The organism is Sphingobacterium sp. MYb388 (genome assembly GCF_037479535.1).
GTDB classification, from domain to species: Bacteria; Bacteroidota; Bacteroidia; order Sphingobacteriales; family Sphingobacteriaceae; genus Sphingobacterium; species Sphingobacterium anhuiense.
The window spans coordinates 224,782-237,464 of sequence record NZ_JBBGYV010000002.1; the positions used below are offsets into that span (position 1 = coordinate 224,782).

General features: G+C 36.5%; 11 protein-coding genes. 5 read left to right on the top strand and 6 right to left on the bottom strand.

Going from position 1 to position 12,683, the window contains the following annotated elements:
- Positions 1-32: 32 nt before the first annotated feature.
- A complete protein-coding gene (locus tag WH188_RS07015; protein WP_339423610.1) occupies positions 33-371 on the top strand; it encodes a ferredoxin in 339 nt (112 codons plus the stop codon).
- A 464-nt stretch (positions 372-835) separates the two neighbouring features.
- Here the strand turns inward: WH188_RS07015 and WH188_RS07020 are convergent, their stop codons facing one another.
- Genes WH188_RS07020 through WH188_RS07030 form a run of 3 tightly spaced genes read right to left on the bottom strand, consistent with a single transcriptional unit; the run spans position 836 to position 2,053 of the window.
- Complete coding sequence (locus WH188_RS07020; protein ID WP_339423611.1) at positions 836-1,219, bottom strand: hypothetical protein; 384 nt, start codon at positions 1,217-1,219, stop codon at positions 836-838.
- Between the two features lie 10 nt (positions 1,220-1,229).
- Complete coding sequence (locus WH188_RS07025; RefSeq protein WP_339423612.1) at positions 1,230-1,622, bottom strand: hypothetical protein; 393 nt, start codon at positions 1,620-1,622, stop codon at positions 1,230-1,232.
- Between the two features lie 26 nt (positions 1,623-1,648).
- Entirely contained in the window at positions 1,649-2,053 is a 405-nt protein-coding gene (locus tag WH188_RS07030) for a helix-turn-helix domain-containing protein (RefSeq protein WP_339423613.1), read from the bottom strand.
- Positions 2,054-2,734: 681 nt separating this feature from the next.
- Here WH188_RS07030 and WH188_RS07035 point away from each other — a divergent pair.
- Genes WH188_RS07035 through WH188_RS07045 form a run of 3 tightly spaced genes read left to right on the top strand, consistent with a single transcriptional unit; the run spans position 2,735 to position 8,792 of the window.
- Positions 2,735-4,186: a TlpA family protein disulfide reductase gene (locus tag WH188_RS07035; protein WP_339423614.1), complete on the top strand. Its 1,452-nt coding sequence runs from the start codon at positions 2,735-2,737 to the stop codon at positions 4,184-4,186.
- Positions 4,187-4,188: 2 nt separating this feature from the next.
- On the top strand, positions 4,189-7,407 hold the full coding sequence (locus WH188_RS07040; RefSeq protein ID WP_339423615.1) for a SusC/RagA family TonB-linked outer membrane protein: 3,219 nt from the start codon (positions 4,189-4,191) through the stop codon (positions 7,405-7,407).
- On the top strand, positions 7,404-8,792 hold the full coding sequence (locus WH188_RS07045; RefSeq protein WP_339423616.1) for a RagB/SusD family nutrient uptake outer membrane protein: 1,389 nt from the start codon (positions 7,404-7,406) through the stop codon (positions 8,790-8,792). The genes WH188_RS07040 and WH188_RS07045 overlap by 4 nt, the downstream gene beginning before the upstream one ends.
- 54 nt (positions 8,793-8,846) lie before the next feature.
- On the opposite strand, the gene WH188_RS07050 is transcribed toward WH188_RS07045, so the two are convergent.
- The 3 genes from WH188_RS07050 to WH188_RS07060 form a co-directional block, all read right to left on the bottom strand.
- Positions 8,847-9,227, bottom strand: coding sequence for a hypothetical protein (locus WH188_RS07050; protein WP_339423617.1), 381 nt, complete (start codon positions 9,225-9,227; stop codon positions 8,847-8,849).
- 124 nt (positions 9,228-9,351) lie between these two features.
- Complete coding sequence (locus WH188_RS07055; protein WP_339423618.1) at positions 9,352-9,930, bottom strand: hypothetical protein; 579 nt, start codon at positions 9,928-9,930, stop codon at positions 9,352-9,354.
- Positions 9,920-11,083 carry an HNH endonuclease gene (locus WH188_RS07060; protein ID WP_339423619.1) on the bottom strand — a complete coding sequence of 388 codons (1,164 nt, stop codon included), beginning with the start codon at positions 11,081-11,083 and terminating at the stop codon, positions 9,920-9,922. The genes WH188_RS07055 and WH188_RS07060 overlap by 11 nt, the downstream gene beginning before the upstream one ends.
- A gap of 565 nt (positions 11,084-11,648) precedes the next feature.
- Between WH188_RS07060 and WH188_RS07065 the strand changes: the two genes are divergently transcribed.
- A complete protein-coding gene (locus WH188_RS07065; RefSeq protein WP_339423620.1) occupies positions 11,649-12,605 on the top strand; it encodes a LytTR family transcriptional regulator DNA-binding domain-containing protein in 957 nt (318 codons plus the stop codon).
- Positions 12,606-12,683 lie beyond the last annotated feature (78 nt).

Below are 12,683 nucleotides of genomic sequence, written 5' to 3' on the forward strand. Positions count from 1 at the left end.
CTGTTAGCTTATGTTTACAGGGAAATATCAGTATGAGGAGTTATTTCAAGTCCCTTTCTAAAACACAAGCGGTTTGGGAAGTCAAACTTAATATGCCAGATGGGCAACGAGTAATTTTTTGTCCAGAAGATATGTATATTATAGATGCCGCAGAGAAAAACCTTGTCGAAATCCCCTATGCTGCGAGAGCTGGAGCGGATGCCGTCTCTGGAGGAAAATTAGTATCCGGTGCTGTTGATCAATCAGCACAATCTTTTTTGAATGTATCTCAAATCACAAATGGATATGTACTCTTAGATGTTGCCATCCCTATAAGTAACTGTGAGATTGAAACACACAAGGAGCAGGAAATCATGGACACATTGAATTAAATAAAAATAGAATAATTAATGGAGGGTATCAAAAATTATATAAATACTTTATATACTTGAAATCTTCGATTCTTCCTCTTTGTGTTAAAAATTCGGTAGTTTTTTTTCCAATATCTTCAATTTTGGTATTGATTTGAGATAGCAAAATGTTGTTCATAAAAAGGAGGAGGTGATAAGAAGATTTAATTTCATAAATGTTTACTGTTAACGGTATTTTTCAATGATAGTAAACTACTCCCCATTGTTAGAACAATCATCTTCATTGGGACCATCTGCAATTAATATAGGAAAATCGTAGATATTAAGTGCCAACGACTGAATTTTGAAAACAGTAATTATCAAATGCGATTGAAATTCCAATAAACATACTACTAAAAAAAGTATAATTTATTTTAATCTCTTTTTTCTTTGCATTGCGTATAATCAAGGTTTAAAATTTCGTGATTTGGAAGATAAATTGATGATTATAACATATCCAATTCTTGAAGTAGTGGTGAACCTTTTTCTGTCAATTTATACTTTTGTCTACTACTTTTTGGAGCTAACTTGGTTTTCCTAATCAAATTCAATTTTTCCAATACAGATATAGTCCTAATAACATTATTGCTGTCGTTTATCATTCCAATGCTTGAAAATACGTTCGACCTAGATTTTTCGTAATCTTTTAATGTAATTAAAATCTTAGCCATTTTTCTTAAAGATGGTTTAGTTTTATTAGAAATGTCATTCACCAAGTTGGTAGTAATTTCTTCAGGTTTACGTACCAAGAGATTTCGAATTGCTCTTAATTTCTTTCCTGTCTCAATATTATTTTTAATAGCCAATTCATTAAAATGGTTATTTTGCATGCTTTTGAAATTATTTTCGTTCTAATAATTCGGATATGCGTTTATTAATAGAAGTTATATTGTCAATAAGAAGCAAAATTGCTTGGCTCTGTTTCTCATCCACAGATTTGTAAGTATGGAAAGTACTATTTATTGGTGAACTGTATACGTTTTCAAAGTGATTCACACTTGAAGAAGATGAAAGCAAAGAAATAAAATCAGTTTTAAATAAAATAGAGGCCTTTCTCACAGTCTCTGATGTAATTGCGGCTTCGCCTAGCTCAATATTAATAATATCAGTTTCCTCCATATCTAGTTGGATCGCCGTTTCGAGCGGTGACAAATTGTTAATTTGACGATGTATTTGAAATAATACACCAAATTTCTTTTGATCAGCTTCTTGTAAAATGTTATCTTTTGCCATAATTGTTAATTTTAAGTATCAATCTTCTATTTATCAGACTTATTGTTTAATATTTGCATAATATTTTTGTTCATTTCAATTACATTTTCTATTAGAAATAGAATAGCTTCATTTTGTTTCTCGTTAGTGGATTGATACGTATGAAAAGTACTTAAAATGGGTGAATTATGAATATTATCGAAATAGTTCACATCATTTGAAGACAAGAGAAGAAAGGGATCTATCTTGAGAATATCAGCTACTTTCTTGATAAAGTCAACAGTGATTTTTGTTTCTCCTCTTTCATATTTTGTATATGCAGCTTCTTTAATGTCTAGCTGTTCGGCAACATCAAAAGCCTTAAGTTCAGCAATCTTCCGTTGAATATAAATTTTGTGTCCGATTTTTTTATTATCCAGTTCTAAATAAGGATGCTTCTCTTCGTTTGCCATATTTCACAAATCTAATCATTCTATATTATTGAAGTTTAATTGGCAAGTAGTTTTTAACTACTTATTGCAATGGTAAATATACTAAAAAAAATAGTATTTCAAGTTCTTTCTCTGTAATTTTGTTTACAAATTAATAGTTTAAAATTGATTTAAAATCACAGTAGCAAAAGTTTACTTGATTTAGTAACTTTGCAGAACTTCAAATAGAAAGAAATGAAGCTTCTGCTTCGAGTCTTGTTCTGGAAACTAGCACTTTTAAAGAACACAAGATGAGAGGTAAGAACTCCCATACTATAGGTATGGGGTTCCCTTCTTATGTGTGTTCAGGGCGTGCTAGCCCTCCAGAACCATAGGTAGGGACTCCATACTTATAGTAATATACCCACCTAGTAGACTTGTTTAATCATTATAAATGAGTTTTATGAGTAGAAAACAAAAAAATAAAAACATCAAATCTCCGGCTGACTAGGTTGGCTCATGTAGCCATTATGGCGATTTTCTAATAGAATGCGTATCGATGACCGATATGAAACCTGTATGATAACTTTATAACGCATTCTACAGCAATTAACCATTTTTTTATTTGTGACCTAAGCTAGGCTTAGGATCATGTGGATGCCTTTGTCAGTATCTGCTAGGTAATCTTTTGTTACTAGGTCACAGCCCTAAAAACCTTTAAAAATGAACAATTTTTACAAGGGTGGGAGAGAACTGGCCTATTTAAAAGGGCTGCCCCACTATGCTGTACAGCAAAAAAATACAGCAATCCGACAACATTTACAGATAGCTTTGCAAGGCTTCGTACTTTCTAATGCCATCATGTTTATTGACCCCATCACTTTACTCTGTAAATTATGGAAGAGCAAAGCAATCCTTTTACTCGGGATCGCTTTGTTACCTATGTTTAGTTTATCAGCTCAGACGCCCCGCAAGGACAGCGGGGCTGATGGGTTTAACAATCTGCACGCATTGGCAGTAGGCCAAAAGGTTCCGGAAGATTTTTGGACCCAAAAACATGAATTTTATATGGGCGGAGCTGTAGTTACAAGAACATTAGAAAATCTTAGGGGAACTCCAATCGTGTTTGATTTTTGGGCAAGCTGGTGTCCGCCTTGTATTACCTCTCTTATACAGACAAATACTTTTATCAACATATTAAACGAAAAAGGCAACTTCATAGCTGTTACCTCAGATAATAAGACCTCTGCCCATAATACATGGACAAAGCAAAATCTACATTTGATGAGTATCATAGAAGATAAGCTATTGAGGCTGTACTTTCCTCATGCTTCTGTTCCGCAAGTGATTTGGATTGATGCAGATGGAATAGTTCGTCATCAAACTTCACAGGAGCCTCTTAGTCAAGATAGTTTGAATATTTTTTTTGCAGGTAAACTGTTGAACTTAAAAGGTAAACCTACGATGGATAAAAGTCTTCCTGTATTGCTAAGTAATGTCGCGGATAAAAGTGCTGTGCAGTCTTATCAATTGGTTCTGAAAGGTTTTCAGGATTACCTACCGATAACTAAATTCTCTAGGGATCTGTCAGAAAGGTATTTCAGTACAAGTTATGTCAATATTCCTCTGATTACAATTTATCGGGATCTGGCACCTAAGTTATTTTCAGCCATGGGTGAACCCTTCTTTGAACAGAATTTCCAGATCAAATTAAACGATTCTACCGAGCTTAATAGGCCATATACTTTGGACTTGATCACTTCTATGAAAGATCAGCTTAGCCTGAATAAAGGTATGGTAGAGCTCCTGAACGATGCTTCGGGCTATAACGCTGGGATGCAAAAAGAAAAGCGACAGTGCCTCGTTATGAAACGCGTCGGGCAAATTTCTCAATCGAATATCTCAAAAAGGCGTTTTAGATCCATTGACTGGAATAAAAGGATCCAATTAGAAAATGTGCCATTAGCATATGTGCTGGGAATCCTTACCGACCAGCGACTAGCTGGAAAATTTATTGTGAACGAAACAGGATATAAGGGAAAGATCGATCTTGATATCAGAGTGACCAACGATCTTGACCAGCTTAATGCCCAATTGGAAAAATTGGGTATGAAGCTTGAAAATGCAATCCGTGACGTGAATGTATTTGTCGTTCAAAAAGCTAAAGGGAAATAATCATGAAACATAATAAAATCTATGGATTAATACTGTTAGTAACAGTAATGTGTCCGATATTTACCTCGGCGCAGGAGCGAAAGATGACCGGTACAGTAGTAGATCTGGAGACAGGTAAGGCTATAGGTGGAGCTACTGTAAAATTGTATGATGGAATAAATCGGACATCAACAGACGCAAAAGGAAATTTTGAAATCAATATGAAAGATATTGATAGAAATGTTTCTATACATGTCTATGCGATAGGCTATCGTGCAGTTGATACCGTGTTGGCTATGGGGACTAAGCATAGGATAGAATTGTATGCAGCAGCAATTGGTATCGATGAGGTTCTGGTATCAACGGGGTATGATGCTTTGCCTAGGGAACGTGCTACAGGATCTTTTGCTTTAATTGGAAAGGAACGGATCAATGAACAGATCAATTTTAATATCATGGATCGTTTGCCGGCTGTAGCATCTGGCCTAATGGTAGACCATAACACAAAAAGTGGAAAGGTACAGTTCTTGGTGCGGGGAATGAGTACCATCCAAGGGGAAACTCAACCTTTGATCGTTTTGGACAATTTCCCCTTTGAAGGTGATTTAAATAGTATTAATCCGGATGATATTCAAAATGTCACCATTTTACGAGATGCTGCAGCGGCCTCAATATGGGGCGCGAGAGCGGGTAATGGTGTTATTGTCATCACAACTAAAAAGGGAACGGCTAATCAAAAGCTCAAAATAGATCTCAATGTATTGACTACCATACAGCAAAAGCCAGATCTGTTTTCCCTCGATCGTATTTCCTCATCGGATATGATTGATGTGGAGACTTCGCTTTTTGATAAAGGCTATTATAGTGCTTCGGTAAATTCGGCGCAACGTCCTGTACTTTCTCCTATTGTAGAATTGCTCATACAGAAAAATGCTACTCAAGATCAAAATGAGATAACAAAGATTGATCGTGAAATTTCGCGTCTCAGAGATGTGGATGTGAGAAATGATTTCAATAAATACTTATACCGATTGGGTGTGCAGCAGCAAACGACTGTGGGGCTATCGCAAGGAACGGATAGGCTGATATGGAATGCTTCGATCGGAAATGGTTTGCAAATTGATCATTTAGATAATCGAGTCAGGAGAAATAATGTGTTGATGAATGCTAAAGTGCTGCTTACCAAATCTCTTACATTGGACGGAGGTATGAATATTTCCTTCCAAAATTTGCGAAGTGGTAGACCAGGCTATGGAAGTGTTAATGCATACAATGGAGGGTTGTATCCTTATGCTGAATTTGCGGACAATGAAGGTAATGCTTTACCGGTCCTCAAAGATTGGCGCGGGATGTATCTAGAACAGCAAGCAGCTGAAGGTCTGTTAGATTGGCGGTATTACCCTCTGGAAGATTATAAACATAACGTTCAGACGGAGCGGGTCCAAAATACGATCTTGTCCACGGCATTGAGCTATAAATTGCCCAAATGGTTTGGACTTTCACTCAGATACCAGTATCAATCCCAGTCGGGTAGGATGGATAAGCTAAGTGACATTGAAAGCTACGAAGCACGGAATATGGTCAATTCAAATGCAGTGTTAAATACTAGTACTGGAAAAGTTGATTTTAAGATCCCCAAGGGTGGTATCTTTGATCAATCCAACAGTTTGCTCAGCAGCCACAATGTCCGTGGACAGGTGGATTTTAACTGGGAAAAGACACAGCACAAAGTTTACGCACTGTTGGGCTCGGAGTTAAGAAGTATTAATTCCAATGGCAATAGTACAAGACTATATGGTTACAACAAAGACAACCTTTCTTATGCTTTGTTTGATTTGACGGTTCCTTATACCCACTATATCACAGGTGCCAAAAACTATGTGATGGATGGTCTCTCAATAAACAAAAAACAGGATAGGTTCATATCAACATTTTTGAATGCATCTTATTCGTTTGATGACAGATATATGGCTACTTTTAGTGCGCGTAGGGATGCTTCTAATTTATTTGGTCTCAATGTTAAGGATAAATGGAACCCTTTTTGGTCGGCAGGCATAGGCTGGACAATATCTAACGAGAAATATTGGAATCCAAATACAATATCTTATCTGAAATTGCGGGGCACTTACGGAAAAACAGGAAATCTTAATCCTGCAATGGTTGCGCTTACTACCATTAAATATGCAGGACCAAATACCTATACACAGACCCCATATGCGAGGTTTGAAAACTATGTAAATCCTGAATTGAAATGGGAAAGTGTGTCGACCGTCAATATTGGTCTTGACTTCGCCCTAAAAAACAAAAGGATATCAGGGACATTGGAAGGGTATATAAAAAAAGGAAGTAATCTTTATGGAATAGCACCTTTGGATTACACCAGTGGAATTGGACCCTTTGTCATGAAAAATGTGGCTGCTATGCAAGGAAAAGGTTTGGATCTTAATCTGAACTCAATAAACACAATAGGAAAGTTGCGGTGGAGCTCTGACTTAAATTTGAGTCTCAATAGCGATAAAATAACCAAGTATCATATGGAAACGACATCAGCAACCCAATTTATCAGTGGGATAAATCTGATTTCTGGCAAAGAAGGTTCTCCAGTCTATTCAATGTATTCGTACAAATGGATGGGGCTGGATCCTGAAGATGGTGCAGCATTGGGGCTTCTTGATGGTCAGCCTTCGCGCGAATACCGTAAATTTACGGGGACGAGTGCTACGGTTGATGATCTTGTTTTCCATGGGGGGATCTTGCCTAAAGTATTTGGGTCTTTTGGTAATACAATTGCATGGCGGGACTGGGCGCTGACTATGCGCTGGACATTCAAATTTGATTATTATTTCCGCAGAGAGACAATCCGGTATAGTTCGCTGTTTTCAACATGGAATGGACATGGTGATTTTAGTAAACGTTGGCAACAGCCCGGAGACGAGAAAAAAAGCGATATCCCTGCCATGTTTTATCCCGTATTATCAGGCGCTGAAAATTTCTATCCCTATGCCGAGCCATTTGTTGAGAGAGGAGATCACGTGCGCTTTGAGTATTTAAATTTGTCTTATCGGATCAAAGGTGGTGCGACAAGCTGGCTAAAGGATGTTCTCGTTTCCCTCAATGTCAATAATTTAGGGCTAATCTACCGGAAGAATAAAGTGGGTATAGATCCTGATTTTAGTAAATCTTCTAGCACGGGCTTTTCACCGTCAAAAATTTATTCATTTAATATCAAATGCTCATTATGAAAACATATGAAACCAAGGGATTGAGTAGTTTTTTTCTGCTATTTATAGCCTGTATCTTTTTCTGCTCTTGTGAAAAATATCTCGATGTCAAACCAGACCAAAAGTTGGCTGTGCCCGAAAGTCTGGATGATTTACAGGCTCTACTAGACAATTATTCCATTCATATTATAGAAAGTGACGCGTTGGAAGTGGGAGCAGGGGAGTTTATTGTTAGTGATGCTAATCTGGCATCGCTTTCCTCTGATTTCCACCGTAGGATGTACCAATGGGATTCATATAATTTATTTCAGGAAGGGAATGCATCCTCCGATTGGGCACGCTACTATACAACAATCTATAATTGCAACATTGCTTTGGAGGGACTGACCAAGATTAAGCGAAATAGTGGGAATGCTGCCCAATATGACCAGATCAAAGGAAGAGCTTTATTTGTACGGGCAGAAAAATTATTTTATGCAAGTTTGCTCTGGTGTCAAGTATATGATCAAAAAACTGCTGCAAATGCACTAGGGATGCCGATTCGTCTCGATACAGATTTTAACAAACGTTCTTTTAGATCGACTTTGGGAGAGACTTACCAACAGATTATAAAAGATGGAACGTTGGCTATGGAGCTTTTAGTAAAACAGACTCGTAGTCTAGTAGAACCTAATCGCTGTACAGCCTATTCATTATTATCCAAAGTATATTTGTATATGGCAGATTATGAGAATGCTTTAAAATATGCAGATGCCGCACTGAAACTGAATAGCCAATTGATGGATTATTCAACATTGGATGCAACAAAATCCTATCCGATGCCACAATTTAATAAGGAGGTTGTTTATCACACTTTAGCAGGTTCTCCTCAGATCTTGAATTATGTTAGGGCACAAATTGTACCTGATCTAATCGCAAGCTACGAACCGAATGATCTTCGTCTCGATCTCTATTTTATTAAAAATATGGATGGCTCTTATGGCTTTCGAGGGTCGTATACAGGAACTACTTCGATTTTTTTAGGGTTTGTCACAGATGAACTCTATTTGATTCGAGCGGAAGCTGCAGTTCGGTTGAAGAAAATAGATATTGCAATACAAGACCTGAATACTCTTTTGGTAACGCGCTGGAAAAAAGAAAATGGTAAAACGACTTATCAAGAAATAAAAGACTCCGGTAGCGATGATCTACTCAAACGTATTTTGCTGGAACGTCGAAAAAGCTTGGTCTTTAGAGGGGTTCGTTGGTACGACCTAAAGCGTCTAAATAGGGACGGAGCAAATATAGTGTTGAAAAGGATGGTTAATGGAAAAGAGTTTATATTGCAAGCCAATGACCTACGTTATGCGCTTCCGATACCAGATGATATAGTTGAACTTTCTGATATCGTTCAAAACCCCAGATAGAAAAATAGGCCCTATGGTAAAGGGCCTATTTTGTGTTAAAATTTAAACTGTTAACTAGAGCGTTTCGGGTTTTTGAGAATCTGCATGGTCACGAATTTCGCTTGCTGTGTTTAATGGATAAGTCGTCTCAAAATACTCCATCAATTCATCCGAATCTGAAATGTTCTGGTCAGCAACGGTATACTGACAAGGTAATGGTTCGGATGGATTATTTTCGCAAGACGCGTCAGAGGAGGCTCCCTGTTCCCACTTATCTGCTTGGAGTATTTCACTTGAATTTGTTCCCGTGAAGCGCCAAACTGTAGCGGTAACTTTCTTCTCAATTTTAATACTGTCCTTTTTCATCACCGCAACTGTTGCATACGTACCGAATGCAATTAGTGCCAAGATTAAAGTGAAAAGTGATGCTTTCACTGCAAATTTATGTTTCATCATAACATAAGTGTTTTGATTATGATGCTAAATTATAGTCAAAGTGAAGATTTTACTATAGAACAAATTCTTGCATTGAAGTCATTTATTCCTAAATGATAGGAATAAATGACTATTTCATCCGGATTTATTCCTTAGTGATCATGTTCTTATTTTTATTATACCATCGGACTGTAATACCTAGAAACTGAGCGATCTGTTGGTCAGTTAGTTTGTAACGGACAGATGAATAATAGTGATGAAACCAATCGATCAGCTTCTTACTATTTAGCCGGCGGAATAGGTTTTCCTGTTGTTGATAGTAATCAACTTCCTGCCAGAGCAAATAGTTGAAAAATGGCTGTAGCTCCGTAGCTTGCCCCAGATAATCAAAAGGTATCTCGATAATATGCCCACCTTCTGGAAAGACTATATCCATCTCACTACGTTGAAAAGATAGTAGGCTGTCGGTCTTGAGTATGATCTGACTTGGTTGCCAAATACGGCTAAGTGACGGTTCTTCATCCTCTCGCTCATACCCCAAGGCATGACCAGCGTAAATAAAGCAAAGATGCTTAGCAATACCTCCACGTTCGAGATAAATCTCTTTTTCGGCACAGTACTTTACCGTTGCAAGTTGTCGCAATTGTTTTTCCTGGTCTACATTAAGCTTTCGATAGGTTTCCAGATGCTTAATCAGCATTTTGTATGATTCTCTATTTTCCATTAGCTGAATCTATAGGTTTCAACGCGGTGGAATTATTGGCGATATGCTCACTATGAAATAGTTCATCCAATTGTAAGATAGCTCGGCCACGATCATTTAATATGTAATACTGATTCAGCTGTTTTATTTCGGTAATGGATAAAAAATCAATGGTATCGATGCGGTAAAAAGCAGAGACCCATCCGATCTGTAAAGCGAGGTTCAGTAGTATCTCTAGGTTCTGGATATTTAAAAAACGGGCTTCACTGTGCAGTTTTTCTGGGGATTTCTTGTGCTGCAGGGTAAGGCAAAGTAATAATAGATCCAAGAGTGTATAATCATCAAGTTCATCTAGCCAAGATGCTCCCTGATGATCATGTATGCGCTGTCGCAACTTTCTGATATCATAATGTTGCACCAGTGCCAATGCCGGATAATCGGGATAAGGTTTTAAAGTTTTTGTAATTAAACTTTCCAGATTCATAATGATTGTTTCCAAATGGCATAAAGGTATTTTCTTAAAATCTTGCTCCTGGCAATAAGCTATTTTAAGTTTGGCGAGAAATACTTCGGGTTCGTCGTTATTTTTAGTACCATTGCAGGGTGGACAGCTGAAGACAATCAGTCTGGATTTTGGATGTTTGGATTTTGGACGAACATGGTCTCTGGTAATCTTGCAACTGGGGTCATAGAGCGTATTGTCCAATGGTTTCTGACAGTAAAAACACATAAGTGTATTTTTGTTTTCCCTTGATGGTGCTTGAATCGAATGATAGGTTAAAATAGACTTTTTTATACCTGATTTTCGGCTGATAGTCAGATTTCTTTTATTTAGATTCTCTTCAATATTTCTTAAAATAAAATTTACATTTTTGACAATAGTTTTGATTCTCGAATGATCGATATTTTTATAGTCTTGCCGGTTGTCAAGAGCTTCCTGCAAATGTTCTAAAAATTCCTCCGGTTCTAATCCAGTTTTTGACCGTTGGCAGGTATGACACACAATGACTTTAATTTTGTGACCGTAAGATTTTGTTGATGGACGAAAAAGATCACTTGTTCTTTCTAGATTCGTCCAGCTCTTTGCACCATTGAGATTACGTTCACAGTAGTAGCATTGATTAGTCGGGGAGCTGAAGAACGATTGCCCGCGTGGTATATGAAATTTTCTCATATTTACTTTTTTAAAGGATCATAGCAATAGCCCATCACAGCCTTTATGCTATAATCTGATTTGTGATAAAATAATTTATTGTTGCGATTGAACATTATCTTTTCATAATTTATCAATCGTCTTCCTCTCCATTATAAAATTAAGTAGGTATTTGCTCAAACACAAGACTAAGAACTTGATCTAAAACGAATGGTAAAGGTCTTGTGTTGTAAATGTGGCTATCAGATGAATTCAGGTGGTTTTATTGGTATTTGAAAAGATGAAATATCCCTATGAACCATGATTATTCTGAATAGTTTTAACATTTTACTGAACGTTTCGTTAGATAATTTGATGTTTTTTTACTGTTATAGGTAAAATTAGTTTTATTTTAGTTTTATTTTTAAAAACAACTTATTTAATTGTATTTCAATAGTTTGTGATTTAATGAAGTGATGATGTTTATTGTGTAATTAAGTTTACTTATATTTTTTCGTAATGCGTTTCGTTTGTTTTCGTATTACAGGTGCTATTTTATCTTTAAGAAAATTGCTATTTTTATGAGATTAACTAAATTATATACTTAATGCAAACAAAAAAACTAATTAATCGATTTCATTCTGAAATCAAAGTCAACTATTTTCCACTTAAAATTCAATTGCTTCTCTCTATTATTGTAGGAAATTTTTTCTGCACCCCAAGTAAATTCCTACTATTTGACTACCGCTATTTGATGCCAAAATTTTATTTGTATTGGTTTCTTTCTGTTCTTGTCGTAATGGCCGTATTTTACTGGGCGCAATGGTTTAATAAATATATGGATAAAAAAATATCATGGCTAACGGACTTCAATGCTCGTCTGTTAAAGCAGATTATATATGGTTTGGTATTGCCATCATTACTTACGGTTGCGGTGGTGATGATCCTGTTTTTACCTTTTCTTCCGAGTGGTTGGGAATCTGTCGGTAATTATATGCGTAATGAATTTCGCTTTGTTTTTTTATTTATATGCATACTGAATTTAATATACATGGTTTGGTACATTATCTCATTTGCGCAATTTGTCAAAAATCAATATGTAGAAACAGAAAATGAGAAATTTGAGCTAAAGAAGTTACTTCACACCTATGAAGAGGAACAACAAAATCTAGAAGCTGAAAATATAAAGGAAATATCTGATGTAGTTAAACTTGTTTCCTGTCTGAAAGTAAAATACGGTTATGAAGATAATTATATTGCATTAGATGGAATATCCTTCATTAAAAGCTCGGCCGAGGATAAAAGACTTTTGACATTGACGACCAATAAGCAATATAATCACAACTATAGCCTCGATATGTTGATGAAGGTGTTGGATCGCGATCAATATTTTTTGATGTATAGAAGGTACATAGTCAACCGGAGCATCATTAAAGGTTACGAAATATTGGATAACGGTGTGCTGTCTATCGAATTAAAATCTGATTTTGATCAGATACAAGATCAGATTTTCGTGAGCCGACAGGATGCCAATGATTTTAAACGTTGGTTTGATAAAAATTGAGATGCTATGATCGTGACCAAGGGCTGTAATGATAAGCAGGATGAGCACATGATGATGTATGAATTGTGCACAACACAT

Excerpts from the sequence above, each read along its gene's own strand:
- WH188_RS07040 (WP_339423615.1), top strand. The coding sequence starts at position 4,189 with ATGAAACATAATAAAATCTATGGATTAATACTGTTAGTAACAGTAATG.
- WH188_RS07055 (WP_339423618.1), bottom strand. The coding sequence starts at position 9,930 with ATGGAAAATAGAGAATCATACAAAATGCTGATTAAGCATCTGGAAACC.
- WH188_RS07045 (WP_339423616.1), top strand. The coding sequence starts at position 7,404 with ATGAAAACATATGAAACCAAGGGATTGAGTAGTTTTTTTCTGCTATTT.
- WH188_RS07025 (WP_339423612.1), bottom strand. The coding sequence starts at position 1,622 with ATGGCAAAAGATAACATTTTACAAGAAGCTGATCAAAAGAAATTTGGT.
- WH188_RS07035 (WP_339423614.1), top strand. The coding sequence starts at position 2,735 with ATGAACAATTTTTACAAGGGTGGGAGAGAACTGGCCTATTTAAAAGGG.
- WH188_RS07050 (WP_339423617.1), bottom strand. The coding sequence starts at position 9,227 with ATGATGAAACATAAATTTGCAGTGAAAGCATCACTTTTCACTTTAATC.
- WH188_RS07020 (WP_339423611.1), bottom strand. The coding sequence starts at position 1,219 with ATGCAAAATAACCATTTTAATGAATTGGCTATTAAAAATAATATTGAG.
- WH188_RS07030 (WP_339423613.1), bottom strand. The coding sequence starts at position 2,053 with ATGGCAAACGAAGAGAAGCATCCTTATTTAGAACTGGATAATAAAAAA.
- WH188_RS07060 (WP_339423619.1), bottom strand. The coding sequence starts at position 11,083 with ATGAGAAAATTTCATATACCACGCGGGCAATCGTTCTTCAGCTCCCCG.
- WH188_RS07015 (WP_339423610.1), top strand. The coding sequence starts at position 33 with ATGAGGAGTTATTTCAAGTCCCTTTCTAAAACACAAGCGGTTTGGGAA.
- WH188_RS07065 (WP_339423620.1), top strand. The coding sequence starts at position 11,649 with ATGCAAACAAAAAAACTAATTAATCGATTTCATTCTGAAATCAAAGTC.